The sequence below is a fragment of the Sphingomonas aerolata genome (assembly GCF_003046295.1).
In the GTDB taxonomy this organism is placed as follows: Bacteria; Pseudomonadota; Alphaproteobacteria; order Sphingomonadales; family Sphingomonadaceae; genus Sphingomonas; species Sphingomonas aerolata.
Map to the genome: position 1 here is coordinate 655,225 of NZ_PZZN01000001.1, position 24,464 is coordinate 679,688.

At 58.1% G+C, this 24,464-nt stretch carries 21 protein-coding genes; 13 read left to right on the forward strand and 8 right to left on the reverse strand.

What is annotated here, in order from left to right; genetic code table 11:
- Positions 1-134: 134 nt before the first annotated feature.
- From C8J24_RS17465 to C8J24_RS03120, 7 genes are all read left to right on the forward strand, one after another.
- Positions 135-308, forward strand: coding sequence for a hypothetical protein (locus tag C8J24_RS17465; RefSeq protein ID WP_167396678.1), 174 nt, complete (start codon positions 135-137; stop codon positions 306-308).
- Positions 309-609: 301 nt separating this feature from the next.
- Positions 610-1,044: a pyridoxamine 5'-phosphate oxidase family protein gene (locus C8J24_RS03095; protein WP_107930205.1), complete on the forward strand. Its 435-nt coding sequence runs from the start codon at positions 610-612 to the stop codon at positions 1,042-1,044.
- 402 nt (positions 1,045-1,446) lie between these two features.
- Positions 1,447-1,743 (forward strand): hypothetical protein, encoded by a 297-nt coding sequence (locus tag C8J24_RS03100; protein ID WP_107930208.1) that lies wholly within the window; start codon positions 1,447-1,449, stop codon positions 1,741-1,743.
- Positions 1,744-1,794: 51 nt separating this feature from the next.
- The gene (locus tag C8J24_RS03105; RefSeq protein ID WP_107930210.1) at positions 1,795-3,201 is read left to right on the forward strand and encodes a DUF2254 domain-containing protein; all 1,407 of its coding nucleotides are present in this window, start codon (positions 1,795-1,797) and stop codon (positions 3,199-3,201) included.
- 11 nt (positions 3,202-3,212) lie between these two features.
- Complete coding sequence (locus C8J24_RS03110; RefSeq protein ID WP_167396679.1) at positions 3,213-4,190, forward strand: mechanosensitive ion channel family protein; 978 nt, start codon at positions 3,213-3,215, stop codon at positions 4,188-4,190.
- Between the two features lie 6 nt (positions 4,191-4,196).
- Positions 4,197-5,453 carry a cation:proton antiporter gene (locus C8J24_RS03115; RefSeq protein WP_107930214.1) on the forward strand — a complete coding sequence of 419 codons (1,257 nt, stop codon included), beginning with the start codon at positions 4,197-4,199 and terminating at the stop codon, positions 5,451-5,453.
- 303 nt (positions 5,454-5,756) lie between these two features.
- Positions 5,757-7,463 carry a PAS domain S-box protein gene (locus C8J24_RS03120; protein ID WP_107930216.1) on the forward strand — a complete coding sequence of 569 codons (1,707 nt, stop codon included), beginning with the start codon at positions 5,757-5,759 and terminating at the stop codon, positions 7,461-7,463.
- 12 nt (positions 7,464-7,475) lie between these two features.
- Here the strand turns inward: C8J24_RS03120 and C8J24_RS03125 are convergent, their stop codons facing one another.
- Both C8J24_RS03125 and C8J24_RS03130 read right to left on the reverse strand, forming a co-directional pair.
- The gene (locus C8J24_RS03125; RefSeq protein ID WP_107930218.1) at positions 7,476-7,829 is read right to left on the reverse strand and encodes a response regulator; all 354 of its coding nucleotides are present in this window, start codon (positions 7,827-7,829) and stop codon (positions 7,476-7,478) included.
- A 382-nt stretch (positions 7,830-8,211) separates the two neighbouring features.
- A complete protein-coding gene (locus C8J24_RS03130) occupies positions 8,212-9,756 on the reverse strand; it encodes an MFS transporter (protein ID WP_244180378.1) in 1,545 nt (514 codons plus the stop codon).
- A 638-nt stretch (positions 9,757-10,394) separates the two neighbouring features.
- On the opposite strand from C8J24_RS03130, the gene C8J24_RS03135 reads away from it, so the two are divergent.
- Both C8J24_RS03135 and C8J24_RS03140 read left to right on the forward strand, forming a co-directional pair.
- The gene (locus C8J24_RS03135) at positions 10,395-11,372 is read left to right on the forward strand and encodes a TerC family protein (protein ID WP_107931425.1); all 978 of its coding nucleotides are present in this window, start codon (positions 10,395-10,397) and stop codon (positions 11,370-11,372) included.
- 335 nt (positions 11,373-11,707) lie between these two features.
- The gene (locus C8J24_RS03140; protein ID WP_244180380.1) at positions 11,708-12,367 is read left to right on the forward strand and encodes a MipA/OmpV family protein; all 660 of its coding nucleotides are present in this window, start codon (positions 11,708-11,710) and stop codon (positions 12,365-12,367) included.
- On the opposite strand, the gene C8J24_RS03145 is transcribed toward C8J24_RS03140, so the two are convergent.
- Both C8J24_RS03145 and C8J24_RS17265 read right to left on the reverse strand, forming a co-directional pair.
- Complete coding sequence (locus C8J24_RS03145) at positions 12,290-13,255, reverse strand: hypothetical protein (protein ID WP_208620901.1); 966 nt, start codon at positions 13,253-13,255, stop codon at positions 12,290-12,292. The genes C8J24_RS03140 and C8J24_RS03145 overlap by 78 nt on opposite strands.
- 82 nt (positions 13,256-13,337) lie before the next feature.
- Entirely contained in the window at positions 13,338-13,622 is a 285-nt protein-coding gene (locus tag C8J24_RS17265) for a hypothetical protein (RefSeq protein ID WP_146163622.1), read from the reverse strand.
- Positions 13,623-14,057: 435 nt separating this feature from the next.
- Between C8J24_RS17265 and C8J24_RS03150 the strand changes: the two genes are divergently transcribed.
- The 3 genes from C8J24_RS03150 to C8J24_RS03160 all read left to right on the forward strand — a co-directional run bounded on the left by C8J24_RS03150 (position 14,058) and on the right by C8J24_RS03160 (position 15,489).
- A complete protein-coding gene (locus C8J24_RS03150; RefSeq protein ID WP_338110798.1) occupies positions 14,058-14,201 on the forward strand; it encodes a DUF465 domain-containing protein in 144 nt (47 codons plus the stop codon).
- 92 nt (positions 14,202-14,293) lie between these two features.
- Positions 14,294-14,743: a hypothetical protein gene (locus C8J24_RS03155; RefSeq protein ID WP_107930225.1), complete on the forward strand. Its 450-nt coding sequence runs from the start codon at positions 14,294-14,296 to the stop codon at positions 14,741-14,743.
- A complete protein-coding gene (locus C8J24_RS03160) occupies positions 14,740-15,489 on the forward strand; it encodes a TorF family putative porin (RefSeq protein ID WP_107930227.1) in 750 nt (249 codons plus the stop codon). The genes C8J24_RS03155 and C8J24_RS03160 overlap by 4 nt, the downstream gene beginning before the upstream one ends.
- Before the next feature lie 439 nt (positions 15,490-15,928).
- Here the strand turns inward: C8J24_RS03160 and C8J24_RS17470 are convergent, their stop codons facing one another.
- On the reverse strand, positions 15,929-16,078 hold the full coding sequence (locus C8J24_RS17470) for a hypothetical protein (RefSeq protein ID WP_167396680.1): 150 nt from the start codon (positions 16,076-16,078) through the stop codon (positions 15,929-15,931).
- A 196-nt stretch (positions 16,079-16,274) separates the two neighbouring features.
- Here C8J24_RS17470 and C8J24_RS03165 point away from each other — a divergent pair, with 196 nt between their 5' ends.
- Positions 16,275-17,687 carry a sensor domain-containing diguanylate cyclase gene (locus C8J24_RS03165; protein WP_167396681.1) on the forward strand — a complete coding sequence of 471 codons (1,413 nt, stop codon included), beginning with the start codon at positions 16,275-16,277 and terminating at the stop codon, positions 17,685-17,687.
- 751 nt (positions 17,688-18,438) lie between these two features.
- On the opposite strand, the gene C8J24_RS03175 is transcribed toward C8J24_RS03165, so the two are convergent.
- The 3 genes from C8J24_RS03175 to C8J24_RS17695 form a co-directional block, all read right to left on the reverse strand.
- The gene (locus C8J24_RS03175; RefSeq protein WP_056476522.1) at positions 18,439-18,900 is read right to left on the reverse strand and encodes a VOC family protein; all 462 of its coding nucleotides are present in this window, start codon (positions 18,898-18,900) and stop codon (positions 18,439-18,441) included.
- Between the two features lie 1,438 nt (positions 18,901-20,338).
- Positions 20,339-20,863, reverse strand: coding sequence for a CAP domain-containing protein (locus C8J24_RS03180; protein ID WP_107930233.1), 525 nt, complete (start codon positions 20,861-20,863; stop codon positions 20,339-20,341).
- A gap of 160 nt (positions 20,864-21,023) precedes the next feature.
- Positions 21,024-21,464, reverse strand: a complete 441-nt coding sequence (locus C8J24_RS17695) for a L,D-transpeptidase family protein (protein WP_244180382.1) — start codon at positions 21,462-21,464, stop codon at positions 21,024-21,026.
- Positions 21,465-24,464: the final 3,000 nt, after the last annotated feature.

The window sequence follows — 24,464 nt, forward strand, 5'->3', positions numbered from 1 at the left end:
AAGGTTTGAGCCGAACCGATAGTCGGCTTGCCGCAGACAAACGGGTAATGGGTTGCAACAGGGTTCGTCAGGTGTCCGTTCGATAAGGCGGGCAGGTTTTTACGCTGGTTGAGCCGCCAGCGCTGACAGCACAGGTGAACAGTGAGACCAAGTTTTGCGATCTGACTGGCTTCTCTGCTGATCAGATTGCCAGCGATGTGCTGATCCAATTGGAACAATGGCGTCTTGCCGGAGGCTTGGTGCTGCTGACGTTTGAGGTGGCTAAGATACTAATTTTCGCAACAGCAAGACGGCATATTGCTTTGTGACCGTCGATGCTGACCGATGTGGCTTGCCAGCGCTACATGCCATGCACCCAAGTGTCGGAAAACACCTGTTTGTCGCACAATCGTGATTGCGACTGGGTTTCTCATATAGGTGACCATGGGCGTGGGTCATCGTTCAGGCAGTCTGAAGGGCGGAAGACTTGAGTTCGAGCCAGCGCCGCGTTTTCGGAAAGCGTCTCAGCATGAATAGGATACGCACGTCATCTGACGCAGCCCACACGTCACTACGTTCGTTCTAACCGCTGGGGCAAATGTCATGGCCCCACTTTGAAGGAGCAATACCATGTCGGTCCTCAGCCTAGCCGAACTGTCAAAAAAGATGGCAAAGTTGGACTTCACAATGATGGCCACTCGCTCATCCAATGGAACGATGACGGCCCGCCCGATGAGCAACAATGGCGATGTCGAATATCAAGGTGACAGTTACTTTTTTGCCTACAATAACTCACGGAAGATTGCTGACCTGCGCGCCGATCCTCACGTCACGCTTAGCTATACCGGCGCCGTCGGTATGCTCGGTGGTCCCCCACTGTTTGTAGCTGTCGAAGGCGCCGCGGCGATAATCGAGGACAAAGCCGCGTTCGCCGATCACTGGACCAAGGATCTCGATCGGTATTTTCCTCAGGGCATCGACACACCCGGCGTTGTTATGATCCATGTCGACGCAAAGGCAATTCGTTACTGGGACGGTAGTGACGAGGGCGAGATCGCTATCTGAGCAAGCCGCCAAAAGCTTGTCAAATACAGAACTTTCGCGCGGGTGCTTCGCGGGAGTTCTGTATTTTGGGCGTATCAAATGTCTTTTTCTTTTAGACATTATCGCTCGTACGTGACCATAACTGGGGATAGGTCGCGATAAGAATGGGCAGGCGGCATCCCGGGCATCCTCAAGGCTCGTATCCGGTCGACAGGCGAAAATCCGGCAAAACCGGACCATCTTTGCCAGCCACATACGAGCACCGAGATCAACTAACCGAAAATCGGTAATCCTTTGAGCCGCTTGCACTTAACCTGTGTCTGGAACCCCTTGGTCGTTTCGCAGTTGATATAAACCGGACAGTGAGCTCGGCGCGCCCGGGACACACCCTGGCGCTTTGTCAGGAGAGATGCCTTGAAATCAATGATCACCCTGGCGGCACTTGCCGCCGTCCTCCCCCTCGCGGCTTGCAATAAAAGTCCGTCGGACAAGCTCGCCGATCGCGTCGAGAATGCGGCAGATACCCGTGCTGAAGCCATGGAAGCGAATGCCCAAGATCTGCGTAATCAGGCAGCGCAGCTGGATAATCGTGCCGACAAGGCACGCAAGACCGGCGACTCCCGCTCCGACGCCATTGAAGCAGCCGATATGAACGTTGCCGGCATGAGCCAGGAACAGCGCGATGCCATCGTTGCCAATCAGGCCGCAGCTGTCCGTTGATTTTTCTGCCCGGCCACTAGTCGGCCGGGCATCTGTCGAAAGCCTTGCCTCATGAACGCCGGCTTTCGCCGTCTGACCGATTACCTCGGTTCCAGCTATTGGTTCGTCCCCACCGTCATGGCCATCGCCGCAGTACTGCTGGCAGGTGGTATGGTCGCGTTGGACTCGAAGGTCGGCTCGTCCTGGATGGACGGCTATGTCTGGCTATATGCCTCGCGACCGGATGGTGCGCGGCAGGTGTTGTCGTCGGTCGGCGGGTCGATGATCACCGTGGCCGGTACTGTCTTCTCCGTGACGATCGCCGCGGTAGTGTATGCATCTGGCCAATATGGCCCGCGCCTGCTTACCAACTTCATGCGCGACCGCGGCAATCAGGTGACGCTTGGCACCTTCATCGCGACATTCCTGTACTGCCTGTTGGTACTACGCACGATCCACTCGGCTGACGAGTCAGGTGGCTACGGCTTTGTACCAAATCTGGCGCTGCTGGTCGGCGTGCTGCTGGCGCTCTGCTCGATCGCGGTGCTGATCTATTTCATCCACCACGTACCTAGCAAAATTCACATCAACAGCGTGATTGAGGACGTCGGCGACCGCTTGCTGCGCGGCATTGACGATCGCTTCCCCCGCTTCGTCGGCAGTTCGCCCGACGATCATGCCAAGACCGCTACCAACGTCCCCGACACTTTTCTTGACGATGCCAGCGAGAGAGATGGCAAGCAGCGTCGCATCGTTGCAGCGAAGGATACCGGCTACATCCAGTTCCTCGACGACGAGGCAGTCCTGCGTCTGGCATCCAAACACGATCTCGTTCTGCGCCTTCAGTACCAGCCCGGTGACTTCGTCCATGTGGGCCGCGCTCTGGTCGAAGTCTGGCCGCCTGAGCGTTGCAACGACGCCTGTGCAGATGACTTACGCGATGCATTCGCTGTAGGCTCGCGACGCTCGGCGTTGCAGGACCTGCGCTTCCTTGTCGATGAACTGGTCGAGATCGCGGCACGGGCACTATCGCCTGGCGTCAACGATCCCTTCACAGCGGTCACCTGCCTTGACTGGCTGAGCGCTGCGATGTCCGATCTGGCCGGCCGATCGCTGCCGTCACACCTTCGCGTCGACGACGAAGGCTCCCTTCGCGTCATCGCCCATCCCACCACCTTTGCCTCGTTGATGGACCGGTCGTTTGGCGCACTGGCGCAGTATTGCGCGGCCGACATGGTAGCGAGCCTGCGCTATCTCAACGCGCTAGGCGAGGTATCACTCTACTGTGACGAGCCCGATCGGCTGACGACGATCCGCCTTTACACCAACAGGTTGGAGGAACTCGCGAGTGAGGCACTGAAGGGCTTCAACCTGACCCGAGTCCGGACCCGCGCAACTGAGTTGCGGACCGCGCTCGACCAACCCGACTACAAGCGTCGTCTGCGCGACGGCACCGCCTGGCTTGCCGGCACGGCCTAAGGAATAGCATGATGAATACTCCTTCGGCAAAGGCCATCCATCCGTCCGAGATTTGGACGACCGTCAACGGCATGGTCAACGGCTTCCTTGCCATGCTGCCTTTGCTTCTGGCGGGGCTGATCGTCTTCCTAATATTCTGGGGCCTTGCATCGGGTGTTCGCCGCGGCGTCGAGGCGTTCGCAGCCAAGCGTTCCGAGTTTCCCAGCGCCGGCATGGCGTTTCGTCGGCTTGCCTATATAGCTCTGATGCTGCTCGGCGCGTTGATCGCGGCGACCGTTGCGTTTCCGTCCGTCACGCCGGCGAAGCTGTTCTCGGCGCTCGGGATCGGTGGTGTCGCGATCGGCTTTGCGTTCAAGGACATCTTCCAGAACCTGCTCGCCGGTATCCTGCTTCTCATTCGTCACCCGTTCCGCGCTGGAGACGAGATCACCACCGGGGGCGGCTTCACTGGAACGGTGGAGTCAATCGAGACGCGCGCCACTTACATCCGCACCTATGACGGCCAGCGGGTGATCGTGCCCAACAGCGTCATCTATACCGAAACGGTAACCGTCATCACCGCCTACGACTTGCTGCGCAGCGAGTATGACGTTGGCATCGGCTACGGCGACGACGTCACCACCGCACGACGGATTGCCCTGGAAGCGGTTAAGGGCGTCGACGGCGTGCTCGCCGAGCCTGCCCCCGATGTGCTGCTCTGGGATCTGGCCGGATCGTCCAAGAACCTAAGGGTGCGCTGGTGGACTAAGCCCAAGCGGTCGGGCGTTGTTCAGGTTCGTGACCGGGTTCTGCAGGCGGTGTCTGAGGCGCTGGTCGGCGCCGGGATCGATCTGCCGTTCCCTACCACCCAGGTGCTGTTCCACGACCAGACCGAGGCGAGCGACGGCGATCGTCGACGCCAGCGCGAGGGCTGGCCGGCGGGTGACACCGTTCCCGAGCCGCGCCACATCAACGCGCTGACCATCGTCCGTAGCGACCCGAAGGACTAACCGGCCGTGCTGACCCCATTCGACGCTGCGGCGATCCTCATCGTACTCGCCGCGGTGCTGGGCTACTTCAATCACCGTGTCCTGAAACTGCCCTCGTCGATCGGCTTGACGATCATGGGGGCGGTCGCTTCCTTGCTTGTCGTCGGTATTGACCAGTTGCTGCCCGGCAGTCAGGTCGGCGAGCAGGTCGTCGGCTTCATCGCCGGCATCGATTTCCACACGACACTGATGGACGGCATGCTGTCGTTCCTGCTGTTCGCGGGCGCGCTGCATGTGAAGTGGGACGATATGCGCCGCGGGCGCTGGCCTATCGTTGTGCTCAGCACCGTTGGCGTGTTGCTCTCTACCCTCATCATCGGCGGTGGCTTTCACCTGATCGCTGGTTGGCTCGGCCTTGCCGTGCCGCTAATCTGGTGTTTCGTCTTCGGGGCTCTCATCAGCCCGACTGATCCTGTCGCCGTCATGGGCATTCTAGGTCGTGCGGAGGTGTCGCCCACGCTGAAGGCGACGGTGGCTGGCGAGAGCCTATTCAACGATGGTGTCGGCGTCGTTGTCTTTGCCATCCTTCTTGAGGCGGCGCTGGGCACCGAGCCGCTTTCGGTTGGCCATGGTGCGGCGCTGTTCCTTCAGGAGGCAGGCGGAGGCGTGCTTCTGGGATTGGCGGCAGGCTGGATCGGCTACCGGGCGATGCGGTCGATCGACGAATATAATGTCGAGGTCATGATATCGCTGGCGGTGGTCATGGGGGGCTATGCGCTTGCCGCGCAGCTCCACATCAGCGGTCCAGTCGCCATGGCCGTCGCCGGGCTCCTGATCGGCAACAAGGGCGTTGCCGATGCGATGAGCGACATCACGCGCGATTACCTGCTTAAGTTCTGGGCGTTGATCGACGACATCCTCAACGCGGTCCTATTCCTGCTGATTGGGCTTGAGGTCGTGACCATTGCATGGGATCCGCGACTGATCGCGCTCGGTGTCGCGGCTGTGCCGCTCGTACTGCTAGCCCGCGGAATAGCGGTCGTCGCTCCGCTGGCGGTCCTGCGACCGATCCTGTCGCTCGGACGGCTCGCGCCGTTGACGCTGATCTGGGGTGGCCTACGTGGGGGAATCTCAGTTGCTTTGGCCCTTGGCTTGCCAGACGGCCCGGCAAGATCGATTGCGCTGGCTGCCACATACATAGTCGTGCTGTTCTCGGTGATCGTGCAAGGCGGCACGGTTGAGCGCGTTCTCGATCACGCCAAAGCCCGCGTCCCAAATAGCTGATGCTGGAGTTGCGCCCAGGGAGATTACCCTCTCCCAAAGCAGTGGAGACAGCCGCTACGGTAGCATCGCAGCGTCGCGCATCCCCCGATCCTGAACTCCGCTCAGTTTAACCTCGAGGCGCCAGCCAACGACGATCGCCGAACAGGAGCTAGAGCTAATCCTCAGGATCATGTTATCGCAGGGCTATCTATCTCTTCCGCTAGGATAATTGCCTCCGTGCCTCAATCTGCCAGCCAGACAAAACCCACGGATGCTGTGTCCTGGAGCGGTCTCAATTTAGAGGGTGGGCAATTCGACGATGTAGTGCGACTTGCGGCGCAAATTTGTGGCGCGCCCGTCGCGTTGGTAAGTGTCATCGAGGCGGGTCAGCAGCTTCCGAAAGCGAGCATCGGCATCACTGCCAGCACCGCACCGCTGAGCGAAGTGATCTGCCAACACACGATCAACGAGCGTGATCTCCTCGTCATTCCTGATCTCAGCGCTGACCTCCGCACGGCGACTCATCCTCTAGTCACCGCTGATCCTGCGCTGCGCTTCTATGCCGGCGTGTTTCTGGCCGGTACCGATGATAAGCCGTTGGGCACGTTGTGCATCATGGACCGTGAGCCACGCCCAAGCGGACTCACGGACAATCAAGCAGGAGCGCTGGCAGCGCTGGGTCGCCAGGTTGTCACACTGCTCAACCTGCAGCGTGAGCGTTCGCGGTTCGAAGCCGTGTTCAACAGCGCGGTCGATTACGCAGTCATTGTCATGGATCGGGATGGCAGGATCACTGATTGGAACGAGGGGGCACATCAAATCCTTGGCTGGACGCCCGAGGAGATTTGCGGCCGAGACCTCGACGCCTTCTTCACGCCAGAAGACCGGGCGGCAGGCATCTCTGACAAGGAGATGGAAGGAGCCAGAACCGTTGGCCGCGGGATCGACGAGCGTTGGCACCTTCGCAAGAACGGTGAGCGCTTCTGGGCCAGTGGCGAGATGATGCCGCTGCGAGGGCCGGACGGCGAACTGCAGGGTTATGTGAAGATGCTACGCGATCGCACGGAAGTAAGGCTCGCTGATGAGCGACTGGAAATGGCGCTTGCCGCCTCCGGTGTTGTCGGCCTGTGGGACTGGGTCGTCGATACGGACCTGCTACACGGCGACGCCCACTTCGCGCGCCTGTATGGCCTGGAAAAAGCGCAGACCAAAGCTGGTCTGACCATGGAGGAATATCAGACCTATGTAGTCGAGGAGGATGTAGCGCCTCTGCGCGCCAGGATACGACAGGTGTTCGATACTGGCGCCGACTTCCTGGTCGAGTACCGGCTTGCCATTCCCGGCGAGCGGTTACGCTGGGTCGAGTGCAAAGGCCGCATGATCTACAATCAGCAGGGTCAACCGGTTCGCTTTTCTGGCACATCGGTCGACGTCACCGATCGTAAGGATCACGATGAACAGCGTCAGCTGCTGATGCATGAACTGTCGCACCGAGTGAAGAACACCTTTGCGATGGTGCAATCCGTCGCTTTCCAGACGTTGCGTGGAACCGACCAAAAAGTTTCGACGGCCCTGCAAAACAGGCTGGCAGCACTGAGCCGTGCGCATGAGGTACTGATCCAGACCAGCTGGTCCTCGACATCGCTCAGCGAGCTTATGGAGCGTGTGCTGAGGCTTGAGGCGGAAGGGGGCCGCTTTCTGCTTATTGGCCCTGACTTGATCGTCGGATCGCGGGCAGCGCTTTCGCTATCGTTGCTGCTGCACGAGCTGGCGACGAACGCGGTAAAGTATGGATCGCTGTCGGTACCAGACGGCCTTGTCCGGATCGAATGGTGGGTCGAAGAAGAGACGTTCTGCCTGAGATGGAAAGAGGAGGGCGGGCCACCCGCGCGTGCCTCTACCGCAACGGGTTTCGGATCACGGTTGATAGCTATGGGTATCGCAGGTGCTCGGCAAGCCAAGCTGGACTACACCAACGAGGGACTTACGGCAGTCTTCCACTGCCCCCGCATCTCTCTGGAACAGGACTGACGCCTGTAAGCCTTAACAGCGCTCGGCTGCGATGATTGCTGCAACCACACGCTCGGGCTGAACCGGTTTTTCAAAGATCGCGGACGCATAGTCACAGTCTACGCAATCGTCCGCTGTGGCAGTGATGAAAATCACCGGGATCTCACCCATGGTTGAGCGAATGGCGGCGACAGCGTCAGGTCCGCGCTCGCCGTGCATGAGGTTGACGTCAGACAGGATCATGTCAGGGGCGTGGCTCCGTGCCGCGTCAAGAGCACCTTTGATCGTATCGACAATGGTGGACGAGGTCGCGCCGGCCATCTCGGCCAGAGCTGCCACATAGTCCGCAATCAACGGCTCGTCCTCGATTACCAGCACATGAAACATCAACGCTTACCTTCCAGAGGCACCAATGCCTGGGGGAAGCGATAAGACCCGTCATTTCTGCATTCTCAGCGACGCTGCGACGGCTGGCAAGAGAATGCTAAGTTCGCATTTTGCGGAACTTACTAGATTCATCCTTGAGTATCGCCTGTTAAGCGCTGGGTGAACGGGAACGGCCCGGCCATTTTTCAGGGCCTACTGCCCGCCGAGCGCTGTAAAACGCCACACAATATTTGCCAATCAGGATTAGAAACGGCGGTTTGCGGCGATCAGCGGCTGCCGTCTGGAAACACCTGTTTGTCGTGCAGTCGTGATTACGACTGGGTTTTTCACACATTTGACCGCTGATGGAGACACTCCGCGCAGGTCGATATGAAGCCGACAGCTAAGCCGTTGCTTCCAGCTCACGTAAGCTGCGGCCCCGCGTCTCTCTTCCTGAGCGTCCGATCAGTACCGCTGACAGCGTCATTGGTATGATCAACGCGATCGCCGCGCCCCCCATCGTCGGGATCAATCCAGCGAAGGCCCCCAGTTGGACAGCAACGCCACCAAATTTGCTACTACCCGCGATAAGCCCGGTAGCGCGTCCACGGACGCGTAACGCGTAGTTTTCGGCTGCATAGGGAAGTAGCACGGCGATTAATCCGTTTGTGCCAACCACCAGTAACGCGATCACTGCGATGAGCAGTGGTGGCCAAGCCAGGGTAGGCGCCGGCAGTAGGGCTCCGGCAAGCCCGGCGAGTGTGAGAAGCACAGTGCGCTTGCTGCTCCAACGGCTGTAAAGGAAGGCCGCGATCATGATCGTGGGCAGGGCAACAAGTGCTGAGCTGGCGATAATGCCGCTTGCAATTTCGGCACTGAAGCCTCGATCTTGAAGATCCGAAGGCAGCCATAGCAACAAGCCGAAGTTGACGAAGCTCCAGGACAGGGCCGTGATCACCAGGGCGATGGTCAATTCGCGGTGGTGAGCCGCTGCGCTGCCAGCGTCCGCTGGGGCTGCTTGTGGCGCACGCCTGACGATGCCAAACTTTCGAGCCATGTCAGCTAGCTCGGCGTCCATACCCCGTTCCAACAGAAAGCGCGGGGACTCAGGAATCCACCTTGCCATCGCAAGCAGCAGCAAACCGGTGGGAAAGCCCTGCAGCCACAAGCTACGCCAGCCGAACAGGGGCTCGAACAGATGCGCGGCACCGCTCGCTGCGAGGTAGCCACCGACCAGTCCCGTGCCACCAACCAGCACAAGAACCCAGCTTCTGTGCCGTGGAGGCATGATCTCCGCCAACAGCGTGTAGACAACGGGCAGCATTCCGCCAGCCGAGCACCCCATCAGAAAACACATGACCAGGTTCCAGCTGTAGGAAGGCATAGCTCCGCAGATGGATGTCGAAACGAACAGGATCGTCGACAACAGGATCGACACACGCCGACCATAGATGTCCGCAAGCCACCCCCACAGAAACGAGCCAACTGTGGTCCCCGTAAGGGCAACGAACGGAAGCAGGGCAACGGTCGATTTGGCGAGCCCATACTCGCCACGCATGCCGGGGAGCACGAAGCCGAGCGTTGCTGGCTTCATAGTGTCGATGATGAGCCCGAGGGTAAGCACCAGCAGAACGGCAGCATGCGAGCGCGTCAGAGGGGTATCATCGGGCGCTTCATATGCGACGCCAACGCCTGCACTGTGATCAGGCCGTTTCTTGGGTAAAGCGCCAAAGATAGCTGCCGGCACGCCGACGCCGATCAGCGCCATGCCCAGGTACATCCATCCGTCCATCGGCATACCCGACAGGTGATTGCCCATCGTATGGGCCATCGCGAGCATCGGTAGGTGAAGTGCAACCCCAACGCTGATCGCCGCACAGCCTGCCCAGAAGAGCGGCCAGCGCTCGCCGACAACCGAGTTTCCGCGGCTGCTACTGCCATTCGCCATTCATTTTCCCCCACCAGCAGTTGCGACATACGCCGCACGGCTTGCCAGCCGCAAGCAGAGCACCTGCCGGCGGGGCATGTTGCGGCTTATGGTTGCCGAATGGCTTTCAAGCCTGCGGCTCACCAAGCTGAGCGTCCATAAGTGGGCGTTTTCGACCGATCCCTTTTTCCGATCGGCGTTATGTTTTTGAAAGAAAAGTGCGGCAGATTTAGCGCAGACTACGGTCGTTATCAAATAGTGAAACCGCTTGATCACCGCGAACCGTGTCCTATCTAGAAAGCGCGGGCCGGGCCCCTCTGACAATTTCCCTCGGGTGATTGTGATGTCGGACCGCATCGGGTTATCTCGATATAGGCCTGGCCGCTTTGCCTCCTGTCGTCGTTGATGATCCGAGCTTTCGATCACCGATTGAAAAGAGGCTCTGAGCATGAAAATCAGCAGACTCGCCGAGCTGCATCAGCAGTTGGACGAGCGCGTGCGTATCGCGATAGCGCGCCGAACTCCAATTTCTCCAATTCTGCTGCAATTGAAGCGCTTTGAGTTGCACCTGGAAGGTCGCTTGCGCGCGCCACTCGCGAGATACCTATCCTCCTGATCACTGACTCCGCCCCACGTCGTCACGTTTGTTAGAGGTCCTCATGCCTGAGCTGCTCTCCTTATTATTCCTTGGTACGCCTGTCTGGATGTGGCTGGCCTTTCTCGGCATCGTCGCAACGTTGCTGATCCTCGATCTGGGTGTTTTGCACCGCGGACAGCGGGAAATCGGGGTACGCGAGAGCCTTGCGTTGTCAGCAGCTTACATCACGCTGGGACTGGCGTTCGGCGGATGGATTTGGTGGTATATCGGGCCTACTGCCGGCCTCAACTACGTGACGGGCTTCGTCATCGAGAAGAGTCTCGCGATGGACAACGTGTTCATCATCGCCATGATCTTCGGCTACTTCGCCATTCCCCGCATCCACCAGCACCGCGTACTGTTCTGGGGCATCCTGGGTGTCATTGTCCTGCGTGCAGTGATGATCGGTTTTGGCGCGGCATTGGTCGATCGGTTCGAATGGGTATTGTACGTCTTTGCTGCCTTCTTGGTTTTCACCGGTATCAAGATGTGGCTGACTGCCGACACGGAATATAACGTAGCCAGTTCGCCCGTTTTACGTTGGGTTCGCCAGCGCATGCCGGTTACCGACCAACTTCACGGCGAACGTTTCTGGGGGAAAGAGCAGGACCCGGCAACTGGGCGCATGCGCCGGATCGCTACGCCGTTACTACTGGCTCTGGTCATGATCGAATGCGCTGACGTCATCTTTGCGGTCGATTCCGTGCCGGCCATCTTCGCGATCACAACGGATCCATTCATCGTCTACACGTCGAACATATTTGCTATTCTTGGGTTACGCGCGCTCTATTTTGCGCTCGCCGCGATGGTCGACCGGTTCCATTACCTTAAATACGCCTTGGCCGCGTTGCTGGTATTTATCGGCTCGAAAATCTTCGTTGCCGACATCTTCGGGCTCGCCAAATTTCCGCCCGCAGCGTCGTTGGCGGTCACCTTTGCGATCCTAGGTTGCGGCGTCGGTTGGTCCTTGTGGAAAACGCGAGCGGCTGTCTCGGCATGAGTTTGAACGCGTCCGCCGGCATTGGGAGCGGACCGGTCACACGCTGTGGTTATAGCCGTACTCCGCTTACTGGAACTGGCGTTTAAGACGCACAGGGATAAGGTGGCTGCTGATTATGACCGTCCGGCCGTCTACCAACATCGTCAAAAAAAGGGATCAAGATGCGCGCCGCTTTAGCCATCATCGCGCTAGTCTCTGCTCAACCCTGCTTCGCGCAAACTGACCCGAGGCCAGGCCCGCCTGCAGGTCGGCCTTTGGAGGCAGGCACTGCCGGATGGAGCATTACCGTTGGCGTCGCGCCAGTCCTCAGTCCTGCATGGCAAGGCTCGCGAGACATGGCCTTGGCGATTTTCCCCGACTTGCGGATCAACTACAAGGACGTGATCTTTGCCTCAATTCCTGACGGTTTGGGCTGGAACGTGGTGAACCACGACGGGTGGAAGGCAGGACCGCTCGCCAAGCTCCGCTTTGGGCGGGATGAGGAGCGCGGGGGATCGCCGTTCCTCATTGCAGGCGGGAGTGACGCGCTACGCGGCCTCGGCAACGTAGACGCAGCTGTTGAGGTGGGAGGCTTCGTCGAGAAACGGGCTGGGCCATGGCGTGGACGGATCGAAATTCGTCGCGGCTTCGGCGGGCATGACGGCGTTGTCGCCGACGGATCAGTTGCTTACCAAGGGCGCCGAGGACGGACTATCGTCAACGTCGGGCCTCGCGCAACGCTGGCAAGCCGCGAGTATATCGAGACGTATTTCGGCATAGATGCGCTCCAGTCGCAACGGTCCGGGCTCAGACCGTATTCTGCGTCAGGCGGACTATTGTCCTACGGTGTAGGCGGTACCGTAATTCGTCCCCTGAACCGGCGAAGCGCCGTCACGCTTTTTACTGGTCTGGATCGACTAGGTCAGAACGCAGGCGATTCACCTCTCATCCGCGAACGGGGACGGCGGACCCAATTCACCCTGGGTGTCGGCTACGGATTCAGGTTCAACCTGTAATTGAACCAGGCGCATACCCCGCCGTCGATATCCAGCGATCAAGCCTGAAATAATGAGGATCGCGGCAGCGCTGGTCGCTACCGCAATAGGTCCGGAAGCCTGACCACCCGCCGCGAAGATAGCAGCAAGCGCCCAAAGGAAAACAGCTGCGTACGGTAGATTGCCACGTCCTCGGACCAGCACGATGGCCGCGATGAGTCCAGCAATCACGATCACCGCTGCACCGATCCCCGGAGCGGCTGCCCCCCCCTCCACGCCGTGATACCTCAGGCTAGCCGCGATGTTGACGGTGGTAGCGACGGTCAACCATGCGGCGAGCGCGCTCAACGGAAGGTACGCACACCACCACGCACTTCTCGACACCGTCGCATTCGACAGGGCATGATAGGCAACGATCAGGCACGTCAGCGTGAAGGTAATGATCAGAACCGATACGAAGCTTAACCCGTAAAACTGCGTGTAAGCAGCCCAGAGTGCATTTCCCAAAAATGCGCCAGCTGCCGGCCAGCGCAGGTGATGAAGCAACGCATCTTGGCGCTGTGCCGGCAGGGCCTGAAAAACGGCAAACACCGTGGCTCCGAGGTAGAGCGCGCCCCAGATCGAGAATGCCCAGCCTGCTGGGGTTATCAAGGTTCGGACCGCCAGAGACCGGGATCCGATAGGCTCACCGATCCCAATCTGCGGTAAAAGAGGCGTCAGAATTTGAAGCGCTGCTGTCAGCAGCACCGCGAGATGCGGCAGATTTAACGCGGTCCGTTGGGATAAGGTATTCGTTGCCATTTTTCCACAACGGCCGATCGGCTTACGCGTTGCAATGTCACAAAGGAACTCGGTTGCATTCAGCGCTATCGTATCTAAACGGTCCTCGGGCGCCTGACATATTGTCATTTACCCGAGGCTTCAGTGGGACGATCCAGAGGCCTTTACCCACAATCTCGGTTGCGACGCAAAAGCGGCATCTTGTCCTGTCCTAAAGTGCGGAGGATAAGACGCAATATACCAGGACCGGTACGCCAACCAAAACGATCAAAAGTAACAGGTTGAGCTCCATAAGTCGGCTCAGCCAGTCCTTACCTTCATTCTGCCGGGCTTCGGCATCGGCCTTAGAATAGCCTTCTACGATTTCCAGATCGAATTTGTTCGAGAAAAAGCTTTGTGGTCGCATCCGCAAGAAAGGCTGAGGTGCTGGATTGGCAGCTTGATGCTGACGGTCATCCTGACACAAATCATCGGATTTCGAGACTTGGTTTTCCACTACACGGTTTCCACTTATTCGAGATCATGGGCGCGCAGAACGCATCCCAAAGGTCAGATCGAATAAAGCCCGAACTCGAACGGCAGTGGCCGCGAGCTCGGGCTAAGCGCGTGCGGCGAGTTGGCCGGCGTGGTCGCGGAAACGCTTATGTGTCGCAGGAGCGTACATGTCAGTAACATCGGGGACCCGTGTCCTAATGTCAACTCGTGCAAATCCATTCGCTCTCCTATTGACCTTGACCGGCTAAACCCTAGCTTGAGGGAGCGGGCCGGGCCCCTCTGGCGGTCGTCTCAAGACGAACGTGATGTCGGACCGCATCGGGTTATCTCGATGTCTAGGCCTGGCCTGTTTGCCTGCTTTCATCGCGACTGATCCGATCGTTCAATCGTTGGTTGGAGAGCGGCTTTGCCTATATTTTCTCACAAGTTGACCCAGTTGCATGCCCGGCTGGATGAGCAGATCCGCGTCGAGATGAAGCGACGCATGCCCGATACCTTGCGGCTATTTCGGCTGAAGCGGTTGCGTCTCGACGTAAAGGACCGCCTGCACGCACGCGCCTTGCAGCCGCGATTCAGCTGAACCGACACGCTGAACCATCGTTGTAGGATCATCGTCCGTAAGGATTGGCTTCACCGATCAGAATAGATCGGGATGGCAAAAGGAGAGCGAAAATGGCCTATTTTCTAACCGCCAGCTTGGTGCTTGCTGCTACCGGTGCGGCCCTCGGCCTGACTGTCGATCATCAGAACCAGGTGGATCACCGCAGCGGTCCGGTCGCCGTCAAATATCGCGGCGACGTGGTCATCACCCATAAGCAGGTGGGCGCGGTTGCACCTGGCGGAAGACCGTCGTCGCTACGCTGCGACTGGGCGGCGAGCATGTCGGTGGCGCGACACGCGGTCGCGGCATCGGGTACCAGGCTGGTGCGCAGCATCGACAGCGAACCGGTGATTTCGGGCACCCGGCCCGGCTGGTGCGTTACGAGCCATGGCGCGATCAAGAAGGAGGTCGCGACGAAGTCAGCGGACATGCAGCAGCATCTGGTAAAGCTGGCGCAGGAAGACGAGCAGATGCTGCGCGTCGAGCTCGACCAAATCCACGGTCCGCAGCGCGCAGGATGATCCGGCGCGTTCGATTGGCGGGCCTGCTCGGTGCCGCAAGTTGCGGCCTGATCACGCCCGCGTTTGCACAAGATGCCGGGTCGGTAACCTTGGAGGTGATGAGCGAAGAGGAACGGCGCGGGCTGAGTTGGAGTGAGGGACGTGCCGCGCTGGCAGGCGATATTCGCGGCTCGCGCGGCCGGCTAGATGCATCGGCGCGCGCGGTGACGCTTCGGAACAGCGTGCGACACGGCGGTGCCGATGCGGTCGTCGACCTATCAGTGGGAACCGGCTGGGATCTGGGTGCGGTGCGTATCCGCACCGACGCCACGGGCCACGCATTCGTGGGCGCGCGAGGGCGCATGGACTATGTCGAGGCCGGCGTCTCGGCAAGCTATGCCTATGGTCCGCTCTACGCCACGGTCGGCGTGATCGGCGCGCCTTCGCAGCGCGCGATCGGCGGCAGCAACGTGCATGTCTATGCGAACGCCAATGCCGGTATTCCTGGTACGCCGTTCACAATACTCACCGAACTGGGCCATTCGTCCGGCAGCGTCAGCGACCCCGTAAGGGCGGAGCGTCTTCGTCCAGGCGGCAGTTACACCAACTGGCGGCTCGGCCTAGAACACCGCCGCGACCGCCTGACGATCGGCGTCGATTATGTCGGAACCGACATTTCCCGAACCGCTAACGCCACCGCAGACAGGTTTGCCGATCGGCGCAACGCCGGCGACAGAATCATAGGGCGCGTCCAGGTTTCGTTCTGACGATTACCGCGGTCAGCGAGTGCCAATTAACGCTGATGTGTACACGAACTGCCTCAACAGCACCGTCTGTATATGTTTGACAAACGGCCGGGGCTGTTGAAAATATTCTGACGTCGCGCTCCTGATCGTCTCGACCGGGATTGATTCCGAGAACGCCCTATCCGTCTCGATCATCGTTCGGTTGCGGGATTAGAAGTCGTGGATATTAAGTTTTGCTGGTAAGCGATCTTGTTTGCTGCTGCCTTCAAGATATAGGGCTCATTGCTATTAAAGGGCCGTGACAAACTATCGGGAATAGCACGCAACGCGATTGCCGTTCGAAGGCAGCTATGAAGATGCGCGCCTACCAACGGTTGATCACCAGCATCCGCGACCGCCAAAGCTTCACAGATAATCGTTATTAGACGCTCGAGGTGCTGAGCGGTTGTTTCGCCATCCATCATTGCTTCAAAGCCTTGATCATTTTGGCGTACCCGGCAGCACGTTCCAAATGAGCGATGCGAGCTGAAACGTCGCTACTGGCTTCGGCCTGTTCTCGCGCGCGCGCTTCGTTACGAACAAGAGTGCTAAGATCGCTCGCGTTGGACACGTTTATGCTCCTATCAAGCGGGAGCGCTCCAGCGTCTCTCAGTCGCCGCCATGCCATTAGCGAGTCGCGGCGATGTACCGACTTTGCACATGCCGTTAACCCGATGCCAACCTCACTTATGCTACCGTCCCCCATGGTAAACATAACCGGCATAGTCGACGAGGTAGCGCGGCTGGACGCGCTTCGTGCTCTCGATATGCTCGACACTCCCCCTGAAGCCGAGTTCGATGCCATCGCTGCAGGGGCGCGGCATCTCTTTGGCTGCAAGTTCGCATTCGTTTCGTTAGTTGACGCGGACCGGCAGTGGTTCAAGGCAGCGTGCGGCCTTGAGGCTAGCGAGACACCACGAGATGTGTCTTTTTGCACCCATACTATCGCAGCCGACGATCTGCTCGTCATCGCGGACACGCGCGAAGACCCGCGCTTTGCAACCAATCCTATGGTGGTGGTAACACCCTTTGTGCGTTTCTATGCAGGCGTGCCGTTGCGAGTGACACCACCAGGAGGAGGTGCCGCGCTTCCGATCGGTACCTTGTGCGTGGCTGACGACAAACCGCAGGATCCGACCCGCGAAAAGCTGGAGATACTCGCCGGTATGGCGCGAGTCGTCGAAGCGCTGCTTGAGGCGCGCCGGACCAGCAAAGAGAACCTACAGCTAGCGCTTGATCGCCAGGAGGTCCTCGGTGACATGGCTCGCACGCACAGACTGCTCCAGCACGCCGAACGTATGGCAAGGATCGGGTCGTGGCGCCTCGAGCTTGACGGCGAACGAGTACACTGGTCGGATCAGACTTACGCGATCCACGGCTTGGAACCGGGCTCGCAAGCGCAGCTTGCCCTAGCAATGCAGTTCTACCCTGATGACGACCGTGCCAAGCTGGAAGCAGCGCTAGACCGCTGTGTGCGGCAAGGGACTGCATGGGATCTGGAGCTGAACTTCACCGATGCTCAGGGGCGGCCCCGTCGCGTGCGCACATTGGGTGAGATCGATGAGCGCGCCGGTAAGCGTGTCGCCGTCATGGGAGTGATCCAGGACATCACGGATCGGTACCAATTCGAGCGCCGCCTGGTTGCGGTAGCTCGAACCGACGAACTGACCGGCATACCAAGCCGACGCGCCTTTAACGAAGAATTGGAAGTTGCGCTCGATCGCGCCCGGGAAGGTGCACCGCTTGCTATCGCAATCATCGATCTGGATCGGTTCAAGGAGGTCAACGACCGGCTTGGCCATGCGACCGGGGACAAGGTTTTGCAGGTGATGGCCGCCAAGCTGCAAGCAGTACAGTATCTGGGCGATCACTTCATCGCCCGACTTGGCGGGGACGAGTTCGTGCTGATCCTGCGCGGACGGCGTACGCAGGAAGAGCTCGTCCAAGACATCGCGCGATTGCTGGCGGATTTACGCTACGACGTACCTGACGACCGTAACGTTATAATGGTGTCCGCGACGATCGGAGCCTGTGCCTATGGTGCCAGCTATGTCGATCGGGCTTCGTTGCTCAAAGAGGCAGACGAGGCTCTGTACCGTGCGAAGCGGATGCAGCGAGGCACGGGCGCTATTGCAGGCAACAGCGCCCATATCCAAAGTTTGGTTGGTGAGCCGCGTTAATCTGCTTTGACCCCGGCACCTGGTTGGCGAGAATAGGATTCAGGGATTTTGCATGTGACAATAGGCCGATAAGCACCGGACTGATGAAGATCCCCGTCTTGCTGGTATCCGGTGTCCTGTACTGGCTTTTCGTCTGCTGGGTGACAGGCGCGGCGGAACCCTGGGATGCCGACGCCTACTGGCGTCTCTGGTACCCCGCCTCGTTGGGCCTAGCTGCGCTAACAGGGGCAGCGTTCAAGACGAGGGGGTGGATGGCAGGATTCATCCTGACGTTTGCCCAGCTTCCTGTGATATGGCTCACCGCCGGGACTATCTCGCTCTGGGTAATCGGCCTGGCAATTTCCTGCGTCCTCGCTGTGCCGGCTGTCGCAATCTCAGCTTTTACCGGCTGGTTTGCCGCTCGCTCACGACCGTTGTGACAAGTCGCGAATGGATCCGCCTGTGCATCAGTAAAGATCATGGTAGGACCCGTTCGCCCGGGCTGGACGGTGCCCTTACCCGCCTTCCCACAAACGAACCGTTGAATGAGAAGGCCGCCCGCCCCGACCGATGTGTAAACGCTCACGCTTTCTGTCGGTGTTCTGACGCGCTCGTTGTCGTCCGTGTCTCGACGCGCAGTAATTAGGAATGTCCGGGTTCGGAAGGAAACCGACCCGTCCGCTTTCGGGAAGGCGGGGGGCGATAGCCGACATTGGGCAGCTGCAGCCTTTCCCGAAAAGGAGGGTGAAGCGGGAAAACGTCCGCCGGCCCATTAACGGGCTGGCGGCTGCATAAGCTCTATCGTGATATGATCGGGGCCTGAAACGTAGGCAACCAACGTTCCCTTCCTTGGCCCACCCGCGATCGGCAACGGACTACCCTTCGCCTTCCATCCTGCTGCCTCGACGCGGGCAATAGCGACATGGATATCGTTTACGGCCAGAGCCAGGTGGGCCGCACCGATCGCCCCCGCGCTGTTGGGCACCGCACCGTTCTGGCGCCCTTTTGAATATTGCAACAGTTCGACGACATAGCCGTCCGGTGCCCTGACGATCGCCGTTTTGACATTAGGATTATCGACACCGGTCACCTGATGCAGGAAATCGCCCCCCATTTCCGATTGCCGCTCAAGTGTGAAACCGAGCGCTTCCGTCCAGAAGCGAACGGCTTCGTCTAAAGACGATACGGCGAAGCCTGTATGGTCCACGGCAATAACGTTTACGGCGTCTGTCATTACTTCACTCTTACTTGGCCGTGCTTGCGATGTCAGGACCTGCGCCGGCTTCAACCGACACCAACAGCATGGCGGACATGATCTTAATGGTGACGCTTTAACGCTTGAGCTTCTTCCCAAAAAGGAACTCATAGCGGGACAGTCGCCGGGGCGATCACGGCGAAAGCCGTCCAAGGCACTCCGTTTCCCAAAATCCGTTCCCGATTGCTCTTTCCCGAAATGGCCTGTTGGAGACGTAGAAACGGGAAAGATCGTGCCGGTTTCGGGAGCCCGGATCGCCATCCCCAACGTCCGCTAATGGGCGGCAACAACCAAGCTGCTACTGGGCGCCGACTGCCCGCCACACCCCGTCGCAAAACACACGATAGTCGCCAATCGGCGCTGGCGACGGTATTTTCCGACGATCGAGCGGCTGCCGTCCGAAATCACCCTTTTTCGGACAGTCGTATTTACGACCGGGTTTTCCACACATCTGACCGCTGAACGGCAATAATTGGTGGGGAACGGACAGGCAGCTTTCAGACGGGAGTTGAGCGAAAGCGGACATAGCCTTGTCGCGGAAGTGCTGATTTTTGCGACACGCGAATTGCTGCCGGCTGTCGGAATGATATGTGTCGAAAACCCCTGTTTGTCGAACCCCCGTGATTGAAGTGAGGCTTCGACACATCTGCCCGCTGGACCGCTATGATTGGTAAACACGCGACGGACAGAGGGCGCAATAATCGTCGTGGTCGACGTGGGGGAGGCGTAGACGGGCACGTGACAAATGAAAAATAGCAAACGGCAAACGGCAAACGGCAAACGGCAAACGTTGAGCTATATGACTACGAGGTACAGGAGAGTGTTTTATCTAGACCTACGGGCTTGAAAGTCGCAAGTTGTTACAAATAAGTCGCCGGGTGTTCTGCCTACCTTCTGAGAGCGACGACTTACCGCCTGCTTAAAGCGCATTATGGCGCCAACCGGCGAAGAGTTTTGTTCCAACGTTCGAAAGCACTTCAGCGCGGCGGGTGACAATCGCCCTTTGATCATTCGGGCGTCTGGCAAAACTACGCCCGGAACACCGTCCGTGACGAGTTCGATTTCAAAGGTGCCGTCGTCATTTTACCATCCCGATGACCTCAATCGGTGTTGTCGCCCTTTTCGCTCGGCGCAAGTTCGGGTCAAGGCAGCATGGCCATACCATCGAGCAATGTCGCTGTATCGCATGCCGATCATGACGATGAGGTTTAGGAGGCGACGTCGCATTTGCTCTTCATATATAAGCCTCGAATGACTGCAAGTAAGCGTTCTGCTGTTGCAAATAATAGACCTTTTGCCGAAAACAGTTCACGCGTACGATCTGTAAAGAGGTGACGCGCCAAAGGTAGTTCAGGCCGCTTCAATTAATATTCTCGCTCCGCTGCTCAAATGAACCGAGACGCCTCTATGCTTGCCCTCAGAACGGCTTCTCGCCAAAGTAGTTTCCAGCGCTGTTGTATCGACAGACGAGAACGTCTTCGCGCACTCCGGTAGCCTCGGCGCATCCGACCTCGTGCGTGTCACGCCACATCAACTGTGTGTAGTGGCCTACGTCCCCGATCCTGCCGGTGACGCTATTATCAGGAAACAACCCAGGCTTATAATGCCGCTTTTCTCTCACCCAAGCCTCTACACGAGCCTCGAGAGGATAATAACCTTTCGTTCCCGCCCAGAGGTTTTCTCCCTGTGGATCGGACGGCAATTCCGGCGCGTGCTCGAATGCTCCCGTTGCGGCGAGATGATCGGCCCAACGCTGCGCCGACTGCGCCAACCCGGCATTCCAGCGCAAAGGCGCGATGCCCAGCGCCGCTCTCTCCCGATTGTGCACCGTAAGAATACGGACGTCGAAGATCGAAGCCAAGCTGGTTGCGCCGATCAGAAACGGCGAGGATAGAAATAGTACAGCAACCGCTTTCTTTGATAGTAACACTTTGCCCGGCATAATGTCGAATGCTCCGTTAAGTAACGGACGTTGGCACGGCATTCTATCGGGAGGGTTGCTATGTTCGGTTAGCAATGCGTTAAGTAAGATCGCTTCTCGAGCTTCACTTCGGCTGCGGGGACTTGGGGTTTTAGCCTATAACAGCTGTCTTGAGGTCAAGTTAAACGATTACCACCTGATCCCCTCGGCGCATTTGCCCGTAGAGAAGTTTGGCGAAAGCGAGCGGAACGCCGATGCAACCGTGTGTCGCAGAGCCTTCGCGGACGTTGCTGGCATGGATGGCGACGCCATCTTCGGTGAGCCGCAACATAAAGGGCATTTGAGCGTCATAAAGCGTCGACCGGTGAGTTCGTGCCTTGAAGAGGACCGGGAAGATGCCGGTTGGTGTTGGCTTGCCGTCAGTCCCATAAAGGATGACCGTCGTACCGATCTCATGACCGGCTCTAAATACGGATAGAGTCTGATGCCCGAGGTCGATGCGCACCCAAGTCAATCCGGCTGGAGTTCCAACTTCGTCCCAAACATAGTCACCGAACATCATCGGCTTTTTGATATTTAGCACGCTGCGGACGACGCGCTTCTCGCCATTCGGTAACAACAACTCGGGGTAGCCCGTTGGAGGGTAACGTATACGCGAACTCGGTTCCGTTACGGCGTCAAACGACCGAATGGGTTCTTGGACCTTAGGCTCGGAGCACCCCCCAACAATCGGCAATATGTAAGTGAAGCACAGAGCGAGGCGACTCAATGGCGTGGGCCTCGACAAAAGTGTGAACTTGGAAATTGCCACCACCGTCACCGAACTTGAGCTTCCGGTCGCCCTTTGCGCCGTGCAGCACGTAAAGCTGAACCGATACTAAAAAAACCAACCAGCATCATGAGCCATTCCGACGGCTCTGGCACGCTGGATACGGGTACAACACCGGAACCACCGCTTCCGCCGCCAAGGAACGGGCCGAATATAGGCGTGATCAATAACGGCGGGCCGAAGTTTAACCCGTTTGCTGGCACCGACGGGTTGAAGAAAGACTCAGTCGGTAACGTTACAGTCACGTCGAGGCTTGGAAAGTTAGTTGGCAAATCGATAAATGGTCTCCACCGGACGTTGGAAAGCACACGTTCTGTCGGTATCCGATTAGCCGGGATGCGAGGAACGCCCCTCGCGGCCTTCGTTTGGACTAAAGTGCTGGAGCTTCTTTGGCCAGGAGAGCGTAGCGCAAGCAACTCCAAGGGGTCCGCGAGGACGGCCGCGATCGCTTCCCTCGTAGGACCGGGGGTCATGGCGAAAAATCCAGCCGCGGCAGCTAAAGACGCTAATAGGAAGGCGCACCATGCGCGCCACGGTCTCTGTTTTGCATGCAGCTGCTTCTTACGAAACTTTTTCATATCCCCCCCCCGGTTGATATATACGTTAATAATAACGTTAAGCTTTTCGCGTGAAAAAACAACGACGTTAGAAGGGCATCAAGGTAACCGGGGCAGATTGGCCGGCGGTCAGCCCTTTGCGAGCTGACCTGCAGGTGAAGTCAAAGCATTTTGAGGGTCTGTTCCGCTTGGGCTACGCCCGCCCGATTCTGTTAAAAAGGCAGGGTCGGCAGCGGGCAAGCCCGTGTTTTAAAACAGCCGGGCGCGCGTGACGCCTCAGGCGGGTGCCATCTGCGTCGGCATCGGGATCAGCTTAACCACAGACCCCAATCAACTTTCAGTGCAGCGTTCGATTTTACAGCGCCTGTCGCGGCGAGCACGGGCGCCTCACCTCTCGTAAAGGGCACTAGTTGATTTGTAGGGCGGAAGTGTCTCGATGCTGACCATTGCTTACGACGTTAAAGCGTCTGGAGGGCCAGTGCGGGGCTTCCAAAACCTACGCGCAGGCAACAACTGTAGCAGGAGACTTAATAATCAAACCGCCCGACCTGACCAGGAAGGGCTACGATGCCTGAAGACGGAGGTACTGCCAGCCACGCAAATTCGCATCAGTAACGTATTCACACCTGCTGCGGTTTAACATATAAAACGCCCGGCTTTTGCAAGCCGGGCGAGCCAATTACTTGTTTGGCTTGTCGAAGATCCAATAACGCATTTTCGGTCCCCTTGTTTGCTGGTTAAAATGCCGCCCTTCGGCGCCGCCAGTGTTGTAATTTTAATATTTCATTAACATGAACGGACAGTCAGGCTTTGACTTCAGCGCGATGAATCGAACGCTTTTTGAGGCAGTGGGATTGGTGCAATACCTGAAATGCTAACGGCTTGGTCGTTGCCCATCCGCTCGAGTGCTGGGAGAGATTTTGGCCCAATGGACATCGACAGTGCGCAGTTTTTCGTGTCCGGACCATATACCTGAGTTCCGGGCGATCATCATTGCAAGCCGCTACACCTAAGGTTGCAGCATGAGCGAAGAGCCGCTTTTTCCCCACCTACTAAAAGCTTGGCCGTTTGGCTGTCTTACGGTCGGGCTTCTTGCGTCTGGCATTGGCAGTATTGTACTGATGGGGAACCTGTTGAGTACGTGCGATTCCTCAATCGGTTGTGCTGAAACGCATATTCTGGCCAGTCTAGGGTGGGCGCTATTAATCGATTCATCATTCGCCGCACCAATATGGCTGGTCTGCGGGATCTTGAGGAGGCTGGTCTACCCCTCGGCTGGAACATTTACTACTAACTCTTTTATGGCGTGCGTGGTGGTTCTTACCGTGCTGCACTGCTTCAGCCCTGCCGTCGACCTTCTATTCAGGATCGATAGATGAGAACCGTCATAATCTGCTGCAGATGTGAGTGAGTCCGCCTTTGATCAGCATCGGTCGGTTTTTCTTACCTATAGTTATTTGAGCTACCATCACTACTGCCGACTGCACTTCTGTGTTTTGGCGTAAGCGGAATGGCCGCAATTGGGCGACTGCGGAAGTGCCGCTTCCTGACGCCCGCTCGCCACTCCTGAATGGTGCGGCATCGTAGTTGGCTGAACATACCGCGGCATTAGCGGTCTCAGGCTCTCGCCTACCTCTGCGCCTGCCGCTTCATCGTTTTAGGGACTCTGCGGATTGAGCCTGCGTCGGACCGCTCTGCCTCCTGCCCTTGCGAGCCGGCTTTGCAGGAGCGCTCGTGACGTCAAAGGAGAAGCAAGTGTTGGGCTTCGAAAGGGTGTCGCCGATCATCTTCGAGGCGACAACCCGTTCTGACGACTGTGAACAATACGACAAGGTCTTAAGCGCGAAAAAATACCCGGCTTAGAAAGCCGGGTATTTTTAAGTTCAGCTTTTATGAGGCTTACCATTCCTCCATTAACGCATTGCATGATGCCCTGCAAAACACGTTATCGAGAAGAATGATAGTACACCATATCGTTAAATATATCAACCCCGGACGGGCTTACCGATAGGCCAGTAGCGCATGTGAACCTCCCTAGTTAAGAAAGCGTCTGTCTTTCGACATGGACACTTATGCAGTAAATCCTTTTATAAACTACGACTTGATAGGGTTTAAAGCGTGTTAATCGCGAGGTTTGGCTTTCAGTATTCTACCCTGTTGATGATGCTTCGAATCTCTCAAAGCCTTCTTTGGTAAAGGCAGGGTGAATTCTCACCGAACTCGCGTGTGTAGGCTG

Excerpts from the sequence above, each read along its gene's own strand:
- C8J24_RS03110 (WP_167396679.1), top strand. The coding sequence starts at position 3,213 with ATGAATACTCCTTCGGCAAAGGCCATCCATCCGTCCGAGATTTGGACG.
- C8J24_RS03100 (WP_107930208.1), top strand. The coding sequence starts at position 1,447 with ATGATCACCCTGGCGGCACTTGCCGCCGTCCTCCCCCTCGCGGCTTGC.
- C8J24_RS03160 (WP_107930227.1), top strand. The coding sequence starts at position 14,740 with ATGATCCGGCGCGTTCGATTGGCGGGCCTGCTCGGTGCCGCAAGTTGC.
- C8J24_RS03105 (WP_107930210.1), top strand. The coding sequence starts at position 1,795 with ATGAACGCCGGCTTTCGCCGTCTGACCGATTACCTCGGTTCCAGCTAT.
- C8J24_RS03145 (WP_208620901.1), bottom strand. The coding sequence starts at position 13,255 with ATGACAATATGTCAGGCGCCCGAGGACCGTTTAGATACGATAGCGCTG.
- C8J24_RS03155 (WP_107930225.1), top strand. The coding sequence starts at position 14,294 with ATGGCCTATTTTCTAACCGCCAGCTTGGTGCTTGCTGCTACCGGTGCG.
- C8J24_RS03180 (WP_107930233.1), bottom strand. The coding sequence starts at position 20,863 with ATGCCGGGCAAAGTGTTACTATCAAAGAAAGCGGTTGCTGTACTATTT.
- C8J24_RS03130 (WP_244180378.1), bottom strand. The coding sequence starts at position 9,756 with ATGGCGAATGGCAGTAGCAGCCGCGGAAACTCGGTTGTCGGCGAGCGC.
- C8J24_RS03140 (WP_244180380.1), top strand. The coding sequence starts at position 11,708 with ATGGCCTTGGCGATTTTCCCCGACTTGCGGATCAACTACAAGGACGTG.
- C8J24_RS03175 (WP_056476522.1), bottom strand. The coding sequence starts at position 18,900 with ATGACAGACGCCGTAAACGTTATTGCCGTGGACCATACAGGCTTCGCC.
- C8J24_RS03165 (WP_167396681.1), top strand. The coding sequence starts at position 16,275 with ATGCTCGACACTCCCCCTGAAGCCGAGTTCGATGCCATCGCTGCAGGG.
- C8J24_RS03125 (WP_107930218.1), bottom strand. The coding sequence starts at position 7,829 with ATGTTTCATGTGCTGGTAATCGAGGACGAGCCGTTGATTGCGGACTAT.
- C8J24_RS03135 (WP_107931425.1), top strand. The coding sequence starts at position 10,395 with ATGCCTGAGCTGCTCTCCTTATTATTCCTTGGTACGCCTGTCTGGATG.
- C8J24_RS03095 (WP_107930205.1), top strand. The coding sequence starts at position 610 with ATGTCGGTCCTCAGCCTAGCCGAACTGTCAAAAAAGATGGCAAAGTTG.